Annotated in this window: 17 protein-coding genes; 7 read left to right on the top strand and 10 right to left on the bottom strand. The window is 65.7% G+C overall.

All coding sequences use genetic code 11. The features are described 5' to 3' along the window. Nucleotides 1-2 precede the first annotated feature (2 nt). Both fmdA and K3U96_RS17840 read right to left on the bottom strand, forming a co-directional pair. Nucleotides 3-1,259 carry a formamidase gene (gene fmdA, locus K3U96_RS17845; RefSeq protein ID WP_069406695.1) on the bottom strand — a complete coding sequence of 419 codons (1,257 nt, stop codon included), beginning with the start codon at nucleotides 1,257-1,259 and terminating at the stop codon, nucleotides 3-5. A gap of 10 nt (nucleotides 1,260-1,269) precedes the next feature. Continuing rightward, a complete protein-coding gene (locus tag K3U96_RS17840; RefSeq protein WP_350355534.1) occupies nucleotides 1,270-1,494 on the bottom strand; it encodes a zinc ribbon domain-containing protein in 225 nt (74 codons plus the stop codon). Between the two features lie 218 nt (nucleotides 1,495-1,712). Here K3U96_RS17840 and K3U96_RS17835 point away from each other — a divergent pair, with 218 nt between their 5' ends. Further along, nucleotides 1,713-3,896 carry a molybdopterin-containing oxidoreductase family protein gene (locus K3U96_RS17835; protein ID WP_220690587.1) on the top strand — a complete coding sequence of 728 codons (2,184 nt, stop codon included), beginning with the start codon at nucleotides 1,713-1,715 and terminating at the stop codon, nucleotides 3,894-3,896. On the opposite strand, the gene K3U96_RS17830 is transcribed toward K3U96_RS17835, so the two are convergent. The 3 genes from K3U96_RS17830 to K3U96_RS17820 form a co-directional block, all read right to left on the bottom strand. After that, entirely contained in the window at nucleotides 3,893-5,128 is a 1,236-nt protein-coding gene (locus tag K3U96_RS17830) for a glycosyltransferase (RefSeq protein WP_069406693.1), read from the bottom strand. The genes K3U96_RS17835 and K3U96_RS17830 overlap by 4 nt on opposite strands. Nucleotides 5,129-5,130: 2 nt before the next feature. Beyond that, a complete protein-coding gene (locus K3U96_RS17825; RefSeq protein ID WP_220693574.1) occupies nucleotides 5,131-8,325 on the bottom strand; it encodes an adenylate/guanylate cyclase domain-containing protein in 3,195 nt (1,064 codons plus the stop codon). 126 nt (nucleotides 8,326-8,451) lie between these two features. Beyond that, a complete protein-coding gene (locus K3U96_RS17820) occupies nucleotides 8,452-9,666 on the bottom strand; it encodes a CaiB/BaiF CoA transferase family protein (RefSeq protein ID WP_220690586.1) in 1,215 nt (404 codons plus the stop codon). Nucleotides 9,667-9,848: 182 nt separating this feature from the next. On the opposite strand from K3U96_RS17820, the gene K3U96_RS17815 reads away from it, so the two are divergent. Further along, a complete protein-coding gene (locus K3U96_RS17815) occupies nucleotides 9,849-11,312 on the top strand; it encodes an aldehyde dehydrogenase family protein (RefSeq protein ID WP_220693573.1) in 1,464 nt (487 codons plus the stop codon). A 52-nt stretch (nucleotides 11,313-11,364) separates the two neighbouring features. On the opposite strand, the gene K3U96_RS17810 is transcribed toward K3U96_RS17815, so the two are convergent. From K3U96_RS17810 to K3U96_RS17790, 5 genes are all read right to left on the bottom strand, one after another. Then, nucleotides 11,365-12,006 carry a TetR/AcrR family transcriptional regulator gene (locus tag K3U96_RS17810; RefSeq protein ID WP_220690585.1) on the bottom strand — a complete coding sequence of 214 codons (642 nt, stop codon included), beginning with the start codon at nucleotides 12,004-12,006 and terminating at the stop codon, nucleotides 11,365-11,367. Nucleotides 12,007-12,010: 4 nt separating this feature from the next. Next, entirely contained in the window at nucleotides 12,011-13,219 is a 1,209-nt protein-coding gene (locus tag K3U96_RS17805) for a cytochrome P450 (protein WP_220690584.1), read from the bottom strand. Between the two features lie 125 nt (nucleotides 13,220-13,344). After that, nucleotides 13,345-15,027, bottom strand: coding sequence for a medium-chain acyl-CoA ligase Mig (locus K3U96_RS17800; RefSeq protein ID WP_220690583.1), 1,683 nt, complete (start codon nucleotides 15,025-15,027; stop codon nucleotides 13,345-13,347). A gap of 8 nt (nucleotides 15,028-15,035) precedes the next feature. Then, the gene (locus tag K3U96_RS17795) at nucleotides 15,036-15,485 is read right to left on the bottom strand and encodes a PaaI family thioesterase (protein ID WP_372515058.1); all 450 of its coding nucleotides are present in this window, start codon (nucleotides 15,483-15,485) and stop codon (nucleotides 15,036-15,038) included. Next, a complete protein-coding gene (locus K3U96_RS17790) occupies nucleotides 15,482-16,480 on the bottom strand; it encodes an aromatic ring-hydroxylating oxygenase subunit alpha (protein ID WP_220690582.1) in 999 nt (332 codons plus the stop codon). The genes K3U96_RS17795 and K3U96_RS17790 overlap by 4 nt, the downstream gene beginning before the upstream one ends. A gap of 171 nt (nucleotides 16,481-16,651) precedes the next feature. On the opposite strand from K3U96_RS17790, the gene K3U96_RS17785 reads away from it, so the two are divergent. From K3U96_RS17785 to K3U96_RS17765, 5 genes are read left to right on the top strand one after another with little or no spacing between them, the layout of a single operon-like run. Further along, a complete protein-coding gene (locus tag K3U96_RS17785; protein ID WP_220690581.1) occupies nucleotides 16,652-18,277 on the top strand; it encodes a flavin-containing monooxygenase in 1,626 nt (541 codons plus the stop codon). Then, entirely contained in the window at nucleotides 18,274-19,380 is a 1,107-nt protein-coding gene (locus K3U96_RS17780; protein WP_220690580.1) for an alpha/beta hydrolase, read from the top strand. The genes K3U96_RS17785 and K3U96_RS17780 overlap by 4 nt, the downstream gene beginning before the upstream one ends. Next, on the top strand, nucleotides 19,377-20,426 hold the full coding sequence (locus K3U96_RS17775) for a phosphotransferase (RefSeq protein WP_220690579.1): 1,050 nt from the start codon (nucleotides 19,377-19,379) through the stop codon (nucleotides 20,424-20,426). The genes K3U96_RS17780 and K3U96_RS17775 overlap by 4 nt, the downstream gene beginning before the upstream one ends. Next, a complete protein-coding gene (locus K3U96_RS17770) occupies nucleotides 20,423-20,797 on the top strand; it encodes a nuclear transport factor 2 family protein (protein WP_220690578.1) in 375 nt (124 codons plus the stop codon). Before K3U96_RS17775 ends, K3U96_RS17770 begins: the two co-directional genes overlap by 4 nt. Next, nucleotides 20,794-21,840 carry a TIGR03857 family LLM class F420-dependent oxidoreductase gene (locus K3U96_RS17765; protein WP_069406112.1) on the top strand — a complete coding sequence of 349 codons (1,047 nt, stop codon included), beginning with the start codon at nucleotides 20,794-20,796 and terminating at the stop codon, nucleotides 21,838-21,840. The genes K3U96_RS17770 and K3U96_RS17765 overlap by 4 nt, the downstream gene beginning before the upstream one ends. Nucleotides 21,841-21,863 lie beyond the last annotated feature (23 nt).

The raw sequence follows: 21,863 nt of genomic DNA, 5'->3' as shown, positions 1-21,863 counted from the left end.
TGTCAGCCCGACGCCGCGTGCGGGGCGCCGATACCCGGGTCGATCCGCACCGGTCCTGCCGCGGTCGGCACGATCGGGAAGTCGAAGATCGCGGTGGGCAGGTACACCGTGGCGCACGAGTTCGGGATGTCGACCACACCCGAGAAGCGGCCCTCGATGGGGGCCGCGCCCAGCAACAGGAACGCTTGTTCGGGGCTGTAGCCGAACTTGGTGAGGTAGTTGATCGCGTGCAGGCATGCGCGTTGGTAGGCCAGCTGCGAATCGAGATAGCGCTGTTCGCCCTGGAGCGTCACCGAGGTGCCGGAGAACGACAACCATTCTGAGTACTGGGGCGGGGTGTTGCCCGGCATGAAGATCGGATGCTCGCTGACCCCGTACGTCTCCATCCCGCCGGGGATCACATCGACGCGCAGGTCGAGGAAGCCGCCCATCTCGATGGCGCCGCAGAACGTGATCTCGCCGTCGCCCTGTGAGAAGTGCAGATCGCCGACCGAGAGATGGCCGCCGTCGACGAACACCGGGAAGAAGACACGGCTGCCCCTGGTGAGGTTCTTGATGTCCATGTTGCCGCCGTTCTCTCGCGGCGGCGCGGTGCGCGCGGCTTCGGCGGCGACTCGGTCGAACGCGTCGCCGGTGAGGGTGCCGAGCACCGCATTGGTGGGTTCCGGCGGAAGGGCCAACGGCGGCAACCGGTCTGGGTCGGTGGCGATCAGCGCGGCCTCACGGGTGTTCCACTTTCCGAGCAGTTCCGGTGACGGTGCCGTACCCATCAGGCCGGGGTGGGTGATGCCGGTGAACTCGACTCCCGGCACGTGGCGTGAGGTCGCCTTTTCGCCGGAGAAGTCCCACACCGCCTTGTAGGCGTCCGGGAACTGATCGACGAGGAAGCTGCCGCCGTTGGTCCTGGCGAAGATACCGGTGTATCCCCAGCCCTGGCCGGCCAACGGTCCGGAGTCTTCCTGCGGAATGGGGCCGACGTCGAGGATGTCGACGATGAGCAGGTCTCCGGCTTTCACGCCTTCGACGGCGATCGGGCCTGCCAACGGATGCACTTTGCTCATCGGTGCGTTGAGGATGTCCTCGGCGGAGTCGTCATTCTTGATATCTCCGTCGAACCACTCGCGGCAGTGCACGCGAAACTCGTCGCCTTTCTTCACCGTCACCGCCGCGGGGATGTCGGGATGCCACCGATTGTGGCCGGTTACCTGCTGGTCGGTGAACTTCTTGGTCGAGTCGAGGGGGAACACCAGTTCGGGCATGAGAGGTCCTTCAGGGTCGTGGGAGCTTGCGGTGAAGTGGGTTGGTGGTGATCTTTTGCCGTCGCGGCGCCGGCGGCGGGGCGGTGACCACCGCCGGCTGGTCAGCCGTAGCGCGGGTGGCGTCGTGCAGTGCCATCGCGGTGCTGCCGGCGCGCCCGAGGCGGGGGGACGCGATTGTTCTTCGCGCCTCACCCATGCATTGCGGACATTCGACGACGTCGGGTCGGGACAGCATCGAATGCATCTTTTCGACGGTGCCGCAACAAGATTCGCACCGGTAAACGTAGAGAACCATCCAACTCCTCACCCTGGATCGACACGGCGCCGGACGAAGACGCGACGGTGCCGTCCCTGATGGTGGTTCCCGGGTAGCGGCGGACTAAACCCCTGGCCAGCAGGATCCACCGCCGAAAGCGGAGTGGGACTGTAACTCTTACAGTAACGTCATTAGCCGTGTCGCCGCTGATTGAGCACAAGCCGACGTTCTGCCGCATCTGTGAACCGTTGTGCGGGATGATCGCGACGGTCGAAGACGGCCGCCTGACGGCGCTGCGCCCGGATAAAGACCACCCGCTGTCGGCCGGGTTCGCCTGCCAGAAGGGCATCGCGTTCACCGAGGTCGTCAACGATCCGGATCGGGTGACCAGGCCGCTGCGCCGCGGGCCGACCGGCTTCGAAGCGGTCACCTGGGACGAGGCGATGAACGACATCGCGAACCGATTGTCATCGATCCTGCGTCGACGCGGGTCGGGTGCGGTCGGCTGGTACATGGGCAACCCCGGGGCGTTCAGCTATGCGCACACCTTCGCGGCGCTGCTTTTCACCAAGGGCCTCGGCCGCCACGCCCACTACTTCACGGCGTCGTCGCAGGACACCAACAGCAGGCTCATCGCGAGCCAGTTGCTTTATGGCGTGCCGACCTCCGTGCCGATCCCGGATCTGACGAGAACCGACCTGCTTGTCATGATGGGCGCCAATCCGCTTGTGTCCCACGGCAGTTTCCTGACCGCGCCACGGATCAAGGACCGCATGCATGACATCGTCAAACGCGGTGGGCGCGTGGTGATCGTCGACCCGCGGCGCAGCGAGACCGCGGCCGCATTCGAATGGCTCGGCATCGTCCCCGATACCGACGCGTTGTTGCTGCTGTCGTTGCTGCACGTGATGTTCGGCGACGGCCTTGTCGACATCACCGCGGTCAAACGGCAGGCCGACGGGGTGGACTGGCTGCAGGAGATGTGTCGGCCCTTCACCCCGGAATCCACGGCGAGCCAGACCGGTATCGCCGCGGACAGCGTGCGCGCGTTGGCGCGCGACCTGGTGAACACGCGACGTGCTGCCGTCTACGGCAGGCTCGGCACCTGTGTAGGCACACACGGCACGCTGACCACCTTTCTGATCGACGCGGTGAACCTGGTGGCAGGCAACCTGGATGTGCCGGGCGGATCGGTGTTCAGCTCGATGCACACGGTCGGGCAGAGGTGGCAGAACGTCGCGATGGGTGCCATCATGCGGCGGTCCTATCGGACCAAGCGATCGCGGATCAGCGGGACGCCGAACGCGATCGGCTCCGAGCCCGCGGCGCTGATCGCCAAGGAGATCACGACGCCGGGTGACCGCCAGATCCGGGCGATGTTCGTATCGGCCGGTAATCCCGTGCTGTCGGTTCCCAACGGCGAGGAACTCGAGGCGGCCTTCGGTGAACTGGAGTTGTCAGTCGCGCTCGACTTCTATCTCACCGAGACCAGCGCGCACTGCGACTACATCCTGCCCGTGCCGACGATGTACGAACGCGACGACTTTCCGTATACCTTCCAAGCGTTTCAGGCCACGCCGTTTCGTCAGGCGACGGCGGCCGTGCTGGCGCCGGTGGGGGAGGCCCGTGGGGAGTGGGACATCGCCGAGGAACTCGCGCGGCGGCTGAGCCGTCGGGTGCCCGCCTTCGCGGTGTTCACCGGTGTGCAGAAGATGCTGCGCCGGCTGGGTTTCGAGGGGTTGCCGCGGACGATCGTCGACGGGCTTGTGCGCATGTCGGAGGGCGGGGATTGGTTCGGGCTGCGCCGCGGCGGGCTGACGATGCGACGGCTGATCGAGGACCATCCGCACGGTGTCGTGCTCTCACCCCACGTGCGCACGGGTGTGCTGCGCACGGCCGTCGGTTATCTGTCGCGCCGGGTGCGGTTGCCCCACCCCGGGATCGCAGCCGAGGTGGCCAAGTTGCCGCACCGCGCAGTCCCTGATGGTTATCCGCTGCGGATGATCGGTTTGCGCGAGCCCCGTTCGGAGAACTCGTGGATGCACAACTCACCGCTGTTGATGCGTGGTGACCGTCGCCAGCACGCGCTGATGCACGTCGATGACGCGGCCGAGCAGGACATCTCGGACGGCGACGAGGTGCGGATCAGCTCGCCCTACGGCGATATCACCGTGCCGGTGCTGACAACGAAGGATCTCATCGCCGGGGTGGTCGCGGTACCCCACGGCTGGGGGCACAAGGGAACCGGGGGCTGGCGGCTGGCCAACGGTGCCGGAGGGGCCAACGTCAACCAGCTGACGTCGAGTGACCCCGACGATGTGGAGTCGCTGTCGGGTATGGCGTGGCTGACCGGTGTGCCGGTGCGGGTACAGGCTGTTTAGGCGACAGCCAGCACACATTGCTCGAACAGGGCGGCACCCCGCGGAGGTCCGCCGGTCGCAGCGAAACCCTCTGCAACGAGTCTGGCGCCCTCGGTCATGGTCATCGCTTCACGAACTTTCGCCGACAACCGCAGCACTGACAACTTCTTGGCCGGCAATTGCGTGCCGCATCGAGCGACTTCCACCCGCCGAGCGACCTCGAACTGATCTCGTCCATACGGCACGACGCACACCGGGACCCCATGGTTGAGGGCCTTCTGCGTCACTCCCATTCCCCCATGGGTCACCGCGCACACCACCGATCTGCCGAGTACCAAGCTATGAGGGATGTACCGACACAGAGTTGCGTTCGCTGGTGCGTCCAAACCGGCTGGCTCACCGGCGGGAATAGTCGCCACCACGTGAACTGGCTGGTCGGCAAGTGCGGCCATCGCGGTCGAGATGAGGTCGGCATCGTCTTGCTTCTCTGAAGAGGTCGAGACGAGCACAATCGGTCGCTCGATAGTCGACAGCCATTCGGGAACGACATCGGCGCCGGGGTCGACGATGCACGGCCCGATCATGTGCACCGTTGGCCCCCAGTCGGTTTGGCGGTACTGGAACGGTTTTCCGCTGGCGATCAGTATCATCGGTGCTCCGCGCAGAAACTCGTCCATCGATCTGACTGGTGCCAAGCCCACTCTTGCTCGCACTGCGTTCAGCGGTGCTCGCCCAACCCGTTCGAGGGGAGCCAGCAGTGCCGCCGTCGCCGCGGCATCCCGAGCCCGGCCGAGCGCTCCCGGCAACGGTCGAAGGCCCAGGCCGAACGGCGGCACCCCGGGTGAGCGAAGCAGCGGGGTGTACGGACAGAAGGTCGCCCAAGGCGTGTCGCCCGCCTCGGCGGCGCAGAGGGCACCCCAGCAGTTCACATCGAGGAGCAAAGCGTCCGGCCTTACCCGAGATTGCGCGGCGGCGAGATCATCGATCTCGCGTTCGGCGCGTCTGCCGAAAACGGATGCAGAGATCCTCAGTGCGGCGATCGGGTTTGATCCCTGCCAATCATCTTGGGTGATCGCTTCGATTCCGGGATCGATCGCTTCTGTCGCGAACCCCAGCGACCGCCCTGCTTCGACGCCGGCCGAGAGTGTGCGCAGGTGGATTGTGTGCCCGCGGCTGGCAAGCTCGGACAGGACCGCGCTCATCGGAAAAAGGTGGCCGAGGGCAGGTGAGGTGTACGCGAGAATCGTTGCCACCGTTACTCCTGGTGTTCGGGCCAGCGCCGAGTGGCCATCTGCCGCGCCTCGTCGATCCGACCGCGGGCGTTGAGCCTTTCGCATAGCGCAAGGTACTGGTCGGCAATTTCGCTGTACCCTGCGTGGTCGCCCTCCGCCTCGGCCAACAGCGCCCGCGACCGCAGCCACCACAGATCCATCGCCGGTATATCGGGATGGCGGGCGAGGGGATTGACGATGATGCGTTGTGCCTCAGCGAGGTCGTCTGACCCGGACCTCTCGACGAGTAGTTCGACGAGGGCCTCGCCCGCGCGACTGGCGAGAAGACGAATACCCCGCGTCGTATGCACTCTGAAGCAGTCACGCAACTCGATGATGGCCTCATCTCGGCGCCCTTTGGATGCGGCGTCCACGGCGAGATCCGCCGCGACGGCTGGCAGCGCGGCAGCGAACAGACTGTACTTACACATTTTTTCGCGAGCGCTTTGCAGCTGTCCGATGGCTTCGGCGCGGTCGGAAGCGTCGGTGCGCAGCAAGGCGACACCCGTAGACCACTGTGCGGCGACGATGCAGAATCGGTCACCAAATGACTCAGCGCGCGTCACGTTTTCACGCATATCGCCGATAATTTCGGTCGGTCTCAACATTCCGACTGCTGCCAACACACCCCAGTACGCCCACACAATTGCCTGGCTGGCGGGCGGTAGGTTCTTCGCCTTCTCGTAGCTTTCCAGCATGTGGCGGCGGCCGTTCTCATGGTCTCCGGTCAAATACTCGATTACACCGCGGAGCGCAGAACTCAAGGAAAGCTCCATGGTCGCCACATGCTCAAGGACAGACGTGATCTGGTCGATCGTCTCCAGCGCCGCATCGAAATCGCAATTTGCCATCCGCGCGTACGCAATCGCGAACAGGATGACGCCGGCCGTCTCGGTATCGCAGTCGAGCTGGTGGACGATCCCATTCAATTCCTCTGCGAGCTCCGCCGCTTCGGGCACACGAATGTCGTTGTTGGTCAGCGAGATGACCCGGCCGGCTATCGCAACCGCAAGCGACGTCATATCGCCGGCCTGTGACGCCATAGCTCGGAACTCTTGGAACTGCTCGTCGGCATCGGCGTCGTGGCCGACGAAAACCGCCTTCGAGATGAGCATCGTCCGCGGCGCGATTCGCATCGCGGCGATGTCGTCATGGTCGTCGGGCAGCTGATCGGCGATGCGTCGGGCGCTTTCCCAACGGGTGCGAGCTGCTTGAAGGTCGCGCAGCGCAAGCCATTCAGCTGCGCGCATATGCCAGTGGTATGCGTCGACCAGGTCACCCGCGGCCTCGTAATGTGTGGCGATGAGTTCCGCGTTCTCGTCGGCGGTTGCTGGGTCATGTCCCCTGGCAGCAGCGGCCAGTCGTCGGTGCGCCTGCGCGCGGGTAGCGGCCAACTGTGATTCATAGGCCACAGTGCGAACCAGCGGATGACGGAAGCAATATCGCTGGCTCGGAACGAATTCCGTCTGATCTATGAGCTCGGCCGACACCAGGTCGGCTAGCCGCGATGGCTGCGTGTCGGGCAGCAGGGTGCTCAATGCTTCCAAGTCGAACCCGGTACCGATCACCGCGGCCGCGTTCAGAATCGACTTCGCCTCGGCAGGCAGCCGATCGATGCGGGCGGCGAGAACAGCTTGAACGGTAGCCGGCACGCTGATTTCGCTGACGTCGTGAGCCAGCCGATAGTCGCCACGGCTTCCGGTCAGCACCCCGCTGCCCGCCAGATCGCGCACAATCTCCTCTGCGAAGAACGGGTTACCCAGCGCTGCCACCGCCACGCGGTCGGCGAGCGACTTGAGGGACGGGTCATCGCCGAGCAACTGCTCGACGAGGGACGCCGTCGTCGAACCCGTCAGTGGCGCAAGGGTGATTGCATGGCGTGCACTCTGGTGCAGCCCACCGTGGAACTCCGGTCGATGGGTGACGACGAACGTCGACGTCGTTACGTTGAGGGTGGCGACGAATTGAGAAAGCACTTCGTCACTTGGTGCATCTATCCAGTGGGCATCCTCGAGGATGAAGACTGTGCGCGTTGACCGTGTGAGCGCAGCCTGCGCCATCACTTCGACCAGTCTCCTGCGCCTGCCGTCAATCGTGGCTGGAAGCGGCTCGGCATCTGATTCGGCGATGCCCATCGCCTCGAACAGCATCTGAGCATCGGGCGATTGCGGCGGCAGAAGGCCGTCGTACTGCGCGGCCGTGACGTCTCTGGCGTCAGCGTCGCTGAGTCCTTCGACCGCGAACATTGCCCGTAGCATCCGCGAAAGCGCGTGAAAGGCCAGTGTTTTAGTGTGTGCTTCGCAACGGGCGGTAACGACGTCGACGCGTTCACCGGCTGCGATTGCTGCGAACTCGTCGACCAGCCGGCTTTTGCCGACCCCAGGATCACCGACGACCGCAACCAGGCCGCCCGTACTAGCGTTGAGAAACTTGCGCAGCCAGTCCAACTCGGCATCACGGCCCAACATCGCGCCTTCGTTGCGGCCCACGACCTTCTTAACGGACTCCACTGCTAGGAGCCGACGAGCCGGCGTCGGGCTGGCTTCGCCCTTGACCACGACCTCCTCGACCGGACCGAGGGTTGCGACGCTTTCGACGAGCGCAGCGGTGGCCTGCGAGCACAGCACCCCGCCTGCGGGCGCGGCGGCTTCCATGCGTTGTGCCATGCCGACGGGGTGACCCACAGCGGTATACCTGCCGGGGCCGGCCCCGATCTCACCCGCGATCACCTCACCCGAGTTCAGGCCGACGCGAAGCTGAAGGTCGATTCCGTCGCTGCGGCGGACCTCGTCGGCCAGGCAGTTGGTGTCCTGCTGTATCTCCAGCGCTGCGATGCAGGCGCGCAGCGCGTGATCCTCGAGCGCGAGGGGCGCACCGAAAAGGGCCATCAGGCCGTCTCCGGTGAACTTGTCGACTGTGCCCTGGTATCGCTGAATTATGGCGGCGGCCCGGTTGACCAACTCGTTCATGAGTTCTTGGAGCCGTTCCGGATCGAGGACCGAAGCAAGCTTCATCGACCCGACGACGTCAATGACCAGGACGGTGATTTGCTTACGCTCCCCGGGGGAAGCCGTCGGCGATATACGTGCGCCGCATTCATCGCAGAAGCGAGCGTTGATCCTGAGCTCGTTCCCGCATGTCCCACACCGATCGGTGGCCTCGGCCACCGGACCGACCATCACCCGGTTTCCTTCCCCGCCTGTGACCACCATGATTACTCAAGGCGGCATGTGCGGGTCGCGTTTTCCGCAGATAATGACCGCAGGTCATCGGCCCAATCCGACAGGTCCGGTCGCGGTAGCCAGTCAGGCGATGGCGCCGGCGTCCTTGAACTTGTCGATGCGATCCCAGTCCATGCCGATCTCCATCAGCACGGTCTCGGTGTGCTCGGAGGCCTGCGGTGCCCGGGTCGTTTCGAGGGGTTCGTGGTTGAACTGCACCGGACCGCGGACCACCTTGAACGGCTCACCGCCGTCGCCGGCCTCCACCTCGACGACCATGTCGTTGGCGACCGCCTGCTCGTCGCCGGCGAGGTCGATCAGGCTCTGGAACGGCGCCCACTGCCCCTTCATGGTCTTGAGGTGCTCGCGCCAGTAGTCGAACGGCTTGCTGCGGATCGAATCGGCGATGAGTTCGACTGCGGCGGCGGCGTTCTCGATCAACGGCATCACGTCGCTGAAGCGGGGATCGTCGGCCAGTTCGGGCAACCCGAGATGCTCGAACGCGTCGCGGATGTATCCGGTCGGGCTGACGATGCACAGGTTGATGGTGCCGCCGTCGGAGGTCAGATAGTTGCCCAGGAACGGGTTCACCGTCGGGGCGACCGAGTCGGGCATCAGCGACCGCATGGTCTCGCCGGTCTCCATGCCCTGTGTGACGCTGGCCCCGGCCGCCCACCACGCGGTGCTCAGCAGCGAAACGTCGAGTTCGACGGCCTCGCCGGTGCGTTCGCGGTGAAACAGCGCAGCCGAGATCCCGCCTGCGATGTTCATCCCGCCGATTGAGTCGCCGAACGCCGGAATCCCTTGCGACAGCGCGCCCCCGATCTCCTCAGGCGTCAACGCGTGTCCGACGCCGCTTCGGGTCCAGAAGGCCGTGCCGTCGAAACCGCCGACGTCACGTTCGGGTCCCTTGTCACCGTAGGCGCTGCCGCGCGCGTAGATGATGTTCGGGTTCACCGCACGGATGTGCTCGATGTCGAACTTGCGTTTCTGGCGCTGCGCGGGCAGGTAATTGGTCAGGAAGACATCGGCTGTCTTCGCGATCTCGTAGAGGACCTCCTGGCCCTCGGGCTTGGACACATCGATGCCCACACTGCGCTTGCCGCGGTTGGGATGCTCGATCAGTGGATGGCGGTTCGGATCCATCTGGAAGCCGCCCATGTTGATAAAGCCCCGCTGGGTGTCACCGCGCACCGGGTGCTCCACCTTGATGACGTCGGCGCCCCAGTCGGCGAGGATCGCGCCCGCCGCCGGAACGAACGTGAACTGTGCGACCTCGAGGACGCGAACGCCCTCCATCACCTTGATCAAATCGGCCCTCTCCGTACCCCAACAGCGGTTTTGAATTATCCTACTGTAATGTTTACCGTTGAGCGTCCCGCAGGCTGCGATTGTATGGGGTGCAGGTGAGCGACGCTGCCGAACCGGCCGACACCAGCGTCGACATCGGCCGCCGGGCAGCCGGTCGCGCCGAGAGTCGCATGCTCATCGACGGCGAACTGGTTGCGGCGGTATCCGGCGCGCAGTTCGAGAACATCAGTCCCGCAACCGGTTCGCTGCTCGGTTACACCGCCAGCGCGGATTCGCAGGATATGGAACGCGCGATCGGAGCCGCGCGACGGGCCTTCGACGACACCGACTGGTCGACCAACCGCGGATTGCGCAAGCGCTGCCTCGAGCAACTGCAGGCGGCGATCGAGGCCGAGAGAGACGACCTTGGCGAGGAATTGATCGCGGAGGTCGGCTGCCCGGTGGTGACGACGCAGTCCGCGCAGCTGGACTGGCCGTTGGCCGGGGCGCTGCGCTATCCCGCGGGGCTGATCGACACGTTCGAATGGGAGCGCCGGCTCGACGGCGGCGGGCTGTTCGGCGAGCGCAACGTGCGCACTGTCGTCAAGGAGCCGGTCGGGGTCGTCGGCGCGATCACCCCGTCGAACTTCCCGATCGAGGTCATCCTCAACAAACTCGGTCCCGCGCTGGCGACCGGAAACACCGTCGTGCTCAAACCCGATCCGAACACGCCGTGGAACGCCACCCGGCTCGGCCGGATCGTCGCCGAACGCACTGACATTCCCGCCGGCGTGCTCAACGTGGTACCGACCGTCTCCAACGACGTCGCCGGGTTGCTGGGCACCGACCCCCGTGTCGACATGATCTCGTTCACCGGGTCGACCGCGGTCGGGAAGCTGTTGATGCGCCAGGGCGCCGACACCATGAAGCGCATGTTCTTGGAACTCGGTGGAAAATCGGTCGCGATCGTGCTCGAGGACGCGAACCCCGCCGCGGTGGTCGGCGCGGCCGTGGGCGTGTGCGTGCACGCCGGGCAGGCCTGCGCGGCCACCACCCGCATGCTGGTGCACAAGTCGCTGTTCGACGACGCGGTCGCCAACATCACCGCGGCCTACCAAGCCGTCCCGGTCGGCGACCCGGTGCAGCCGGAAACCCTTGTGGGACCGGTGATCAGCGCCGCGCAGAAGGGCCGGGTGCTGGCCGCGATCGCCGGTGCGCGCAGCGAGGGCGCCGAGATCACCACCGGAGGCGGCGCGGTCGACGGGCTGCCGGAGCATCTCACCGGCGGCCACTACGTGTCCCCCACCGTGGTCGTCGGGGTCGACAACAGCGCCGCGATCGCTCAACAGGAGGTGTTCGGCCCGGTGCTGATCGTGCTGCCCTTCGAGAACGACGACGATGCGGTGCGTATCGCCAACGACAGTGCCTATGGCCTTGCCGGAGCGGTGATTTCACGCTCACACGAACGCGGGATGGATGTCGCTCGGAGGATTCGCACCGGGTCTTTCGGCGTCAACGGCGGCATGTTCTACGGCGCCGACGCCCCGTTCGGCGGGTACAAGAACAGCGGGGTGGGCCGCCAGTGCGGCATCGAGGGTTTCCAGCAGTACCTGGAGACCAAGACGATCGCGTACCGCACACCCCGCAACCGGTGATTTCGGAGCGGATACGGACGCTGAGCGGGCGTCAGCGCGCCGAAATCGCGGCTCAGGCGGCGGCGATGAGCGCCTCGGCCTGGTCCAGGATGCTGTCGAGGATGTAGTCGAAGTCGATATCGTCGGCGAAACCGATGTAGCGGTCGCCGGCGGGCCGCTGAGCGGGAAAGCCCTCGGTCTTCTCCTGCAACCGCTCGAGCACCACCGAACCCCGGGTGTGCACCGAGATCGCCCCGTAGATCTCGACGGCCTGCGCAGGGGTGAGGCCGGCCTGCACCAGCGCGGCGATCGGTTGTTCGATCTTCTGCAGCGCACCGTGCACCGCACGGGCGCCGAACTGTCCGCGGATCAAAACGAGGTCGCACATGATGGGGTCGCCGCGAAACCGGCGTCGCATCGTGCGGGCGTGTTGACGCAGCGACGCGCGCCAATTGGACGCGTCGATCGACGGCGCGGTGAACTCGAATCGCTCCAAGGCGCGGTCGGTCATCGCGTCGAGCAGCTCGTCTTTACGCCGGAAGTACCAGTAGATGCTGGTCACGCCCACGCCCAGGTGTTTGGCCAACTGCGGCATGCTCAAATTGTCGATCGAGACCTGCGCGGCGATTTCGAAGGCGCCGTTGATGATTTCGTCGGCGCTGATCGAACCGCGGTCCCGTCGCTTCCTGCTCGGCGTTGCTGGGGTTTTGACCACGGGATCATTCCGCGGCGTCGAACGTCACCGGGATCGCTGTCGGGGAGCGGAAGGGTTGTCCCCAGATGTGCGGGTTGTCATCGGTGACGAGTTCGACGTTGGTGAGTCGATCCAGCAGACATTCCAGGGCGACGCGGGTTTCCATCCTCGCCAGATGCAGACCCATGCAGGTGTGCTCGCCTGCGGCGAACGAGATGTGCGGCGTCCAGTCTCGGAAGATGTCGAACTCTTCGGAGCGTTCCCAACGGTTTTCGTCACGGTTCGCCGATCCGATACACACGTCGATGACCGATCCTTGCGGGATGTCGACGCCCTCGAGTTCGGTCTGCTCGGCGGCGTAGCGCTGCACGGTGGTCAGCGGTGTCTCGAAGCGCAGCCCTTCCTCGATGGCCGCCCCGATCAGTTCCCGGTCTTGCTGCACGGCGGTGAACTGCTCGGGGTGCGACAGCAACAGGTACAGCAGGTTTCCCGAGGATCGGTATGTGGTTTCCAGCCCCGCGGGCAGCAATAACCGCAGGAAGGAGATGATCGCCTCGTCGGTGAGCTTTTCGCCGTCGATCTCGGCGGTGACCAGATCGCCGATGATGTCTTCGGTCGGTTGAGATCTGCGTTGGTCGATCTGGGTGAGGAAGTAGTCCTTCAGCGCGGCGGATGCCTCGAATGCGCGCTGGTACTTGACGTGGTAGCTGATCAGTTCGACGGCTCGTTTGCGGAACCATGGAAGGTCATCCTCGGGCAGCCCCAACAGCTTCGAGATGACCCGGGTCGGAAACTCGAACGTGAAGTCTCGCACCAGGTCGGCGTGCCCGTCGTCGATGAACTCGTCGATCAGCGCCGTGACGACCGGCCGGACGATCTCGGGTTCCCAGCGTGCCAACGACTTCGATTTGAATGCCGAGGACACCAGGTTGCGGTGGTCCCAGTGTTTTTTGCCTTCCATCGCCAGAATCGTCGGGCCGATGAACAGGCCGATGGTGTTGTCGTAGATGTGTGAGTTGAACACCTTGCCGTCCCGAAAGACGCGGTTGACTGCATCGAAAGACACTGCGGCATAAAGGTTTTCCGGCATGGCCTCGGGTGCCTTGGACCAGTCCATGACGCTGCCGCGGAACACGCCGCTGGTTTCCCGCCGCTTCTGCGCGAAGAACGGATACGGGTCGCGAAGCAGGTCGAAGGTTTCGTCGACCGTGACGTCCTGTACGGGGCTATCCACGGCTGATCTCCCTCGTTCGATCGGGACAGGTAACCTGCCACAGGTACTGTAAAGCTTACAGTATAGGGCTTCGCCGTCACCCGTGAAACAGTCATCGGCGCGAGCGGACGACCTTCCCGATCAGCTCAGGCTTCGCTGACCGCCTGTTCGCGGGCCCAGCGGTAGTCAGCCTTGCCGGCGGGGCTGCGCTCGATCGCCGGCCGGAAGACGACGGCCTTGGGCAGCTTGTAACGGGCGATCGAATTGGCTGCGTGTTCGATGAGTTCCTGCGCGTCGGCGCTGGCGCCTGCGACGAGCGCGACCACCGCGACCACCTCCTGGCCCCACCGCTCGCTGGGCCGGCCCGAGACGACGACGTCGGCCACCGCCGGATGCGACAGCAGCGCGGTCTCGACCTCTTCGACGAAGATCTTTTCGCCGCCGGAGTTGATCGTCACCGAATCGCGGCCGAGCAGTTCGATCCCGCCGTCGGCCAGATGTCGGGCGCGGTCGCCGGGTATCGAATAGCGCACGCCGTCGATCACCGGGAACGTCTTGGCTGTCTTCTCCGCGTCACCCTTGTAACCCATTGGGACATAACCGCGTTGGGCAAGCCAACCGATGCCCTCATGGCCCGGTTCCAGGATCGTGCTGAGATCCTCCGCCGCGACGAAGGTGTCCGGGCCCGCGTTGAACTTGCCGGTCGACACCGCACCGGGCGCCGACATGTGGTTCATCTGGATGCCCGTCTCCGAGGATCCGACGCCGTCCATGACGATCAGGCCGGGTTTGACGTCGATGAGGCGCTGTTTGCCGGTGGGGGTGAGCAGCGCACCGCCGTTGGCCACCACCGCCATCGAGGACAGGTCGGCCGAACTGCGTTCGATCGCGTCGGCAAGGGGTCGGGCCATGGCATCGCCGACGACCTGTACCGCGAGCACCTTCTCCTGCTCGATGGTGCGCACGACCTCGTCGGCGTCGAACCGGGCCGGATTCTCGGCGAACACCACCGCCTGCCCCGTGGTCAAAGCTGTCATCACGGCCCACTGCGCGGCGCCGTGCATCAGCGGCGGCAGGGTGAAGATCTTGGTGCCCGGATTCTCCGCGACACGCTTGGCGATCTCGTCATAGGAGGTGGTCAGCTCGCCGGTGGCCATGTTGCGTCCGCCGAACGACGTCATGAAGATGTCGTGCTGGCGCCACAGGACTCCCTTCGGCATGCCCGTGGTACCGCCGGTGTAGAGCACGTAGAGATCGTCAGGTGACGGCTCGACCGGGGGTGGCTGCGCGGAGCCGGATGACACGATCGACTCGTAGTCGACGGCGCCGTGCACGAGGTCGTTGCCGGAGGCGTCGGCGATCTGGATGAGCACCCGCAGCTTCGGCAGCTTCGGAAGCACCTCGGCGACCCGGGGCGCGAACGACGCGTGGTAGATCAGCGCCGTCGCCCCGGAATCGGCCAGCAGGTAGTGCAGCTCGTTCTTGACGTAGCGGTAGTTGACGTTGAACGGCGCGACCCGCGCGCGCCAGGAGCCCAGCATCGCCTCGACGTACTCGGGCCCGTTGTAGGCGTAGATGCCCAGCAGGTCCTGGCCCACCTCGTGCCCCTGCAGAGCCGAACGTTCGGTGTGGCAGCCCAGGCCGCGGGCGTGCAGGTAGGCGGCGAGGCGATTGGCCCGATCCACCACCTGTGCGTAGGTATAACGCCGGTTGCCCTGGATGATGAACTCGCGATCGCCGATCGACGCCACGACGGCCTCGGCGGCGGCGGGGACGGTGAACTGGGTTGCGGAGCCGGACTCCGCGGACTCAACGAGCGAATCAGACATCGTGCCTCTCAGGGCTGGTGGGCGAGCAGCTTGATCATCAGACCATTGGCCTCGGATAGTACGTTGCCATCGGAGTCCGACATCGTCGCCCTGAGGAACAGCTTCCGCCCGTCGACGGAGTCGATCCAGGCCCGCGCCGTCAGCGGCTCGTCGATGGGGGTGACCCTGCGGTAGTCGACGTGCAGGTACGCGGTGCGGCTGTCGGGCCGGCCCGCGGGGGCGACGCCGGCGGGCGCCCGGTGCTCCTCGAGGTGGGTGCAGACGTCCTCGAGCAGTGTGGCGGTGTCGTTCCACACCGAGGGCTCGGGGTTCGTCGCCACCACGATGTCCTGCAATCGGCGCATCGCGCTCAGGAACCTCGCCAGCTCGGGCCCCGCGACGGTCGGTTTGATCCTGGCGAACTCCCGGATGTGTTCGGCGGTGCCGGTCAGCTGCTCTGGTTCCAGGTGTGGACTCATACCGAGGCGGGCACGTCGTAAAATTGTGCCGCCCATTTCCGCAACGCCATATAGGGTTTGGCGTCGACTGCCGACAGGGCAGGCCGTTCGACGTACTCCTGGTAGCGCCAGATGTTCAGGTCGTCCCACACCGTCCCGAGAAATTGGCGCTCGACCTGTTCGCGCACGTTGTCGGGCGGCACGTCGGAGGTGTCACCCGGCAGCCGCGGCCACCAGATCGAATAGAACATGTTCGAGCGCTCCTCCTCGACCGGCGTGCAGGCGAAGATCAGGCGGTGGTTCGACGAACCCTCGAACGCACTGATGGCGAACCCGAGCCCGGAGAAGTGGCTGTGGATGTACAGCGCCATCTTGTCCGGGTCGTCGCTGCGGGCGTCGGGCCAGCCGGTGAGGAACCGCCACTCCTCGTCGACGGCCTCCCAGTGAAGGCACACCGGGGTGACCGTTGCACCGTGCACATAGTGGAAATGCGCGCTGTCCGGGCCGTTCTCGGCCACGATCTGGGGATGCACCGGCTCGTTCTCGGCGCGGCGGGAGAACTCCGGATACGGCCGGTAGTACGCGTCGGGGTCGGTGTCGAACTGAGGGAACTTGTGAAAGAGGTCGGGCAGCGGCCACTGCGGGTCCTTGCCGTCGGGCTGATGCCACATGAAGACACAGCCGTACTGTTCGCGGACGGGAAAAACGCGCAGCCGCAACGCCTTGTTGGGCCGCTCGGGCTGGTAGGGGATGTAGCGGTTGGTGCCGTCGGGTCCCCAGCGCCAGCCGTGGAAGGGGCACTCCACGCAGTCGCCGACCACCTTGCCGCCGTGACCGATGTGGGCACCGAGGTGGCGGCAGTGTGCCGACAGCAGGTGCAGCTCACCAGATTCATCGCGGTAGGCGACGAGGTCCTCGCCGAAGTAGCGCAGCGGGCGGACCTCGCCCTGGGGAAACTCGGCCGACCAGCCGATCATGAACCAGCCGGTGACCTTCCAGGTGAACGGAACCTTCACGCGAGCTGCCTCCTGTCCCGCAGAGTTAGTGGAGGAGCTTACTGTATATATTTCGGCAATCGCCGGGGGCGCGTGTCGTCCGGCATCGGAGTTTTGCCGACCACGCCGCGGACTCAGTGCTAATACTGTAATAGTTACAGTAACTCCGCTGCGCTACGTGAGGTGCATCCCGTGACCACATCCAGTTCGGTCGACTTCGACGCGATCGTCATCGGCGCGGGCTTCTCGGGCCTCTACGCAATGCACCGGCTGCGCGAGCTGGGCGTGCGTGCCGTGGTGCTGGAGAAGGCCGAGAACGTCGGCGGCACTTGGCTGTTCAACCGGTATCCGGGCGCGCGGTGCGACATCGAGAGCATCGAGTACTCCTACAGCTTCTCCGATGAGATCCAGCAGGAGTGGGTGTGGACGGAGACGATGCCCGCCCAGCCCGAGATCGAGGCGTATCTGAACTTCGTCGCCGACCGCCTCGACCTTCGTTCGGACATCCGGTTCAACACCAAGGTCGTCGCCATGCGGTTCGACGAGGACGCCGCCGCATGGTGCGTGGAGACGCAAACCGGCCAGACGCTCCTCGCCCGATACGTCGTCGCCGCGTCCGGCATCCTGTCCGTGCCGCTGGACCCGAACTTCCCGGGCATGGACTCGTTCAGCGGAGCGTCACTTTTCACCGGCCGCTGGCCCAAAGAAGACGTCGACCTGACCGGCAGGCGGGTCGGCGTGATCGGAACGGGATCGACCGGCGTGCAACTGATTCCGGTGGTGGCCCAGCAGGTCGATCAGCTGTGCGTGTTCCAACGCTCGCCTGCCTATACGCTGCCGTGGACCTTCAGGGCGTTCGAGCCGGGCGAACTCGAGGACATGAAGGCCAACTACGGCGACATCCGCGCGGCCCAGCGCGAACACCCCGTTGGGGCCGCGCGCCTGTCTGCGTTCTCGGTGATGTTCGAGATGATGACCAAACCGCCGATCACCTCGGCCTCGCGCGAGGAGAAACGCCGCGCCGTCGAAGAACACGGCGTCCTGGGGGCGCTGAGCTGGGGTGACGTGTTCTTCGACATCAAGGCCAACCAGATGGCCGCCGAACTCTACGGTGAGGCCATCGCGCGCATCGTGACCGATCCGCAGACCGCCGCGGCGTTGACGCCCAGCCACCCGTTCGGATGTAAACGGCCGATCATCGACCAGGGCTACTACGAGACGTTCAACCGCGACAACGTGACGCTGGTCGATTTGCGCAAGAACCCCATCGTCGAGATCACACCGACGGGCATCCGCACCGAAAACGCCCACCACGAACTCGACGTCATCGTCTACGCCACCGGCTTCGACGCGATGACCGGTGCGCTCACCCGCATCGACATCCGCGGCCGCGACGGCATGTCGCTGGCAGAGTTCTGGGCCTCCGAAGGGCCGTTCACCTACCTCGGGCTGGCCGTCGCCGGCTTTCCCAACTTGTTCATCGTGCAGGCACCGGGAAGTCCCGCGCCGGCCACCAACTTCGTCGCGGCGCTGGAACAACACGTGGAATGGATCGGCGACTGCATCGCCCATCTGCGCGACCACGGCTACCGCACGATCGAGGCGCTGCCCGAGGCGCAACGCGAATGGATCGAGCACACCAGTGAACTCGTCGCCCCGACGGTGCTGGTCCACCCGACGTGCAACTCGTGGTACAACGGCGCCAACGTGGCAGGCAAGAAGCGGATGTACATGGGATACACGGCGGGCATTCCGGAGTACCGGCGGCGCTGCGACGAGATCGCAGCCGCCGGCTACACCGGGTTCAAGCTCACATGAAGGCCACTGAACGCGCCTGGCGAATCGGCAGCGATTTCGCGGGTGTGCTGCCGCGGGCCTACCGGGCGGTCGCCGGCTCAGGAGGCCGGGAGCGCGACGTCGGCCGGCTGGGGGAGGTGCTGCTCGACGAGCTCGCGTTGACCGGTATGACGCTGACAGCGCCACCACCGAAGCTCGAGCGCTTGACGGAGTCGTGCCGGGCCGCCGCAGACGAGTTGTCGGGCCTGGGGGTGAGGGGCGCCCACCGTGATCCGAACCCGCTGCGCGTCAGCTCACTTCGGCGTCGCCGCTTCGGCCGGCTGTGCTACGACCAGATGACGTTTCGACACGATCCGCAGCTACCGCAGACACTGGCCGCCGAGGGGCTGGGCGGTCCGGCCACCGCCGTGGTGCACCTGTGCCGGCAGGGCGACGACACCCGGCCGTGGCTGGTGTGGGTGCACGGCGCCGGGCAAGGCCAACCTCTGGATCTGTTGTTCTCCCGGGCCCGGCGCATCCGCGACGAGCTCGGGTTCAACATCGCGCTGCCGGTCCAGCCCGGCCACGGTGCGCGACGCAGCACCTGGCCGCCGTATCCCAACATGGATCCGCTGGCCAACGTCGCGGGCATGATGCGCGTGGTGTCCGAAGTCCGCGCGCTGGTGCGTTGGCTACAACCACAGGCGAGCGCGGTTGCGGTGTCGGGTGTTTCGATGGGCAGCCCGGTCGCCGCGCTGGTCGGCCACCTCGAGGACATCGATGCGGTCGCGGTGTACACCCCGATCTTCGGGCTCAACGCGATGATCGCCGGGCACCTGGGCCGGTGGGGTCCGTCAGTGCGGGACACCGTCGAGCTGCTGCAGTCTGACGTCGTGGCGAAGCTGACGTCGGCGGTGGATTACCACACCGTGTCACCCTCCCCGCCACCGCAGCGCCGGCTGATCGTTGGTGCGTGGCATGACCAGATGGCAGGGCGCGAACCGGCGCTCGCGCTGCACGAACGCTGGGGCGGCCAGCTCTACTGGCACCCGGGAAGCCATGTGGGACATCTGTTCGCGCGTGGTGTGCAGTCGGCGTCGGAACGCTTCCTCAGTGCGCTCGTCGAGTCCGCGGGCCGAGTATGAGCTCAGGTGTTGACGTGCCGTCGGACATCGACGGTGTGACAGCGCAGTGGCTGACGGCCGCGATCGACGGCGCGACGGTCACCGATGTGCGCGCCGAGCAGATCGCCCAGGACACCGGGTTCTCCTCGCTGCTGTACCGGGTGCGCCTGACCGGTGACGGCCTGCCGCCGAGCGTCATCGTCAAGCTGCCCGCGCAGTCCGAGGCACGCAGCGCCATGGAGATGCTGGGCGGCTATCGGCGCGAGGTCGCGTTCTACCGGCGGGTCGCCGGCCGCGCACCGACGGGCACCCCGCACGTCTACGCGGCGCGCATGGCCGACGCCGACTTCGTCCTGGTGCTGGAGGATCTTTGCGACTGGGACAACGCCGATCACCTCGCGGGTCTGTCGTTGGACCGGACCCGGCTGTGTATTTCCGAGCTGGCCGCGCTGCACGCGTGGTCGGCGGAGCCTGCCAATAATGCTGTGCTCGAGGAGTTTCCGAGCCTCGACACGCCGGTCGCGCGGGAGTTGTTGATTCCGGCCTTCGGGCCCGGCTGGCAGGTGTACCTCGACAAGTCGGCCGTGCCCGTCCCGTCGGCCGTGGCGCAGTACGCCGACCGGTTCGCCGAACTCGCACCGGCCGCGCTGGCTGCGTTGACCGAGCGACCGATGTTGCTGCACGGCGACATCCGCGCGGACAACATGTTCTTCGCCGGTCAGGAAATCAAAATCGTCGACTTTCAGATGACCGCCCGCGGGGTCGGTGCCGCCGACATCGCATACCTGGTCAGCCAGGGCCTGCCCACCGAGGTGCGCCGCGGCCATGACGAGGAACTGGTTCGGGAGTATCTCGCGCACCTGGCTCGGCACGGCGTCACCGACTACACGTTCGACGAGGCGTGGCGGCACTACCGGTTCGCGGTTGCATACCTCATGCTGTTGCCGGTGATCATCCTGATCGGCTGGGACTCGCTGCCCGAGCGGTCACAGCAGTTGTGCAGAACGCTTGTCGACCGTGCCGTGGCGACAATCGACGACATCGATGCGCTGGAGGTGTTCGGATGACCCGCACTGCACGCGAGGTGGTGGAGCTGTACAACCTGGTGGCCTGGAACAAGGCGGATTTCGCGCTGGCCGAAGAACTGCTGGGCGAGACGGTGATTCGCCACGAGGTCGGTGAGGCCAAGGTGCTGACCCAAGCGCAGGCCGTGGCGCGGGTCGTCGACATGTGGGAGATGTGCGAAGAGATCCGATTCGATCTGAACCTCGTGGTCGCGGGCGACGACGGGGAGCATGTGGCGATCGTGTACCAGTCCCCGATCAAGCTCAAGGACGGCACCGAGACCGCGGTGGGCAGTATGGAGATCTTCCGGGTGGTCGACGGCCGGATCACCGAAGTATGGAATTGCGGCTATCAACAAGGAGTTTGGGCATGACGCAACGAGTGCTGGACGAGCTGGGCTACTACCTACTTGCGGGTGCGGGTGGAGAGGGTCCGGCCACGCTGATGGACGAGGCTCGCCGCGGTGAGGAACTCGGCTTCGGCACGGCGTTCATCTCCGAACGGTGGAATGTCAAGGAGGCGTCCTCGCTCGTCGGCGCCGCGTGTGCCGTCACCAACCGGATGCAGATCGCCACGGCGGCAACCAACCACAACACCCGCCATCCATTGATCACCGGTTCGTGGGCGACGACGATGCACCGACTGTCCGGCGGCCGGTTCACCCTGGGCATCGGCCGTGGCGTGGCGGCGATGTACGGCGCGTTCGGGATACCGGGGGTGACCACCGCGCAGATGGAGGACTTCGCGCAGGTGATGCGTCGGCTCTGGCAGGGGGAGTTGATCTTCAACCACGACGGGCCGATCGGGCAGTACCCGGTGCTGTTCCTCGACCCCGATTTCCGCGAGGACATCCGCCTGGCCATCGTCGCGTTCGGCCCGAAGACGCTGGCGTTGGGCGGCCGCGCGTTCGACGACGTCGTCCTGCACACCTACTTCACCCCCGAGACGCTGCAGCGTGCGGTGAAGACCGTGAAGGACGCCGCCGAGCAGGCCGGTCGCGACCCGGACACCGTGCGGGTCTGGTCGTGCTTCGCGACGGTCGGCGATCACCTTCCCGAGGAACTGCGGCTGAAGAAGACGGTGGCCCGGCTGGCGACCTATCTGCAGGGTTACGGCGATCTGCTGGTGTCCACCAACGGCTGGGATCGTGCGGTGCTGCAACGTTTCCGCGACGATTCGGTGGTGCAGTCGATTCCCGGCGGGATCGACCACAAGGCCACCGCCGAACAGATCGAGCACATCGCCACGCTCATCCCCGACGAATGGCTGGAGCCGGCCGCCACCGGTTCGGCACAGCAGTGTGTGGACCGTATCCGCAAGGAGTTCGACTATGGCGCCGACGCGTTGATCATGCACGGCGCCACCCCCGACGAACTCGAACCGATCGTCGCGGCCTATCGCGCCGCAACCGGATGATTTCGGTGTAGATCGTCACGCTG

Source organism: Mycolicibacterium holsaticum DSM 44478 = JCM 12374, assembly GCF_019645835.1.
In the GTDB taxonomy this organism is placed as follows: domain Bacteria; phylum Actinomycetota; class Actinomycetes; order Mycobacteriales; family Mycobacteriaceae; genus Mycobacterium; species Mycobacterium holsaticum.
This window is presented reverse-complemented; position numbering and strand designations above follow the sequence as displayed.

Excerpts from the sequence above, each read along its gene's own strand:
- fmdA (WP_069406695.1), bottom strand. The coding sequence starts at position 1,259 with ATGCCCGAACTGGTGTTCCCCCTCGACTCGACCAAGAAGTTCACCGAC.
- K3U96_RS17840 (WP_350355534.1), bottom strand. The coding sequence starts at position 1,494 with ATGCTGTCCCGACCCGACGTCGTCGAATGTCCGCAATGCATGGGTGAG.
- K3U96_RS17825 (WP_220693574.1), bottom strand. The coding sequence starts at position 8,325 with ATGGTCGGTCCGGTGGCCGAGGCCACCGATCGGTGTGGGACATGCGGG.
- K3U96_RS17820 (WP_220690586.1), bottom strand. The coding sequence starts at position 9,666 with ATGGAGGGCGTTCGCGTCCTCGAGGTCGCACAGTTCACGTTCGTTCCG.
- K3U96_RS17815 (WP_220693573.1), top strand. The coding sequence starts at position 9,849 with ATGCTCATCGACGGCGAACTGGTTGCGGCGGTATCCGGCGCGCAGTTC.
- K3U96_RS17800 (WP_220690583.1), bottom strand. The coding sequence starts at position 15,027 with ATGTCTGATTCGCTCGTTGAGTCCGCGGAGTCCGGCTCCGCAACCCAG.
- K3U96_RS17795 (WP_372515058.1), bottom strand. The coding sequence starts at position 15,485 with ATGAGTCCACACCTGGAACCAGAGCAGCTGACCGGCACCGCCGAACAC.
- K3U96_RS17780 (WP_220690580.1), top strand. The coding sequence starts at position 18,274 with ATGAAGGCCACTGAACGCGCCTGGCGAATCGGCAGCGATTTCGCGGGT.
- K3U96_RS17775 (WP_220690579.1), top strand. The coding sequence starts at position 19,377 with ATGAGCTCAGGTGTTGACGTGCCGTCGGACATCGACGGTGTGACAGCG.
- K3U96_RS17770 (WP_220690578.1), top strand. The coding sequence starts at position 20,423 with ATGACCCGCACTGCACGCGAGGTGGTGGAGCTGTACAACCTGGTGGCC.
- K3U96_RS17765 (WP_069406112.1), top strand. The coding sequence starts at position 20,794 with ATGACGCAACGAGTGCTGGACGAGCTGGGCTACTACCTACTTGCGGGT.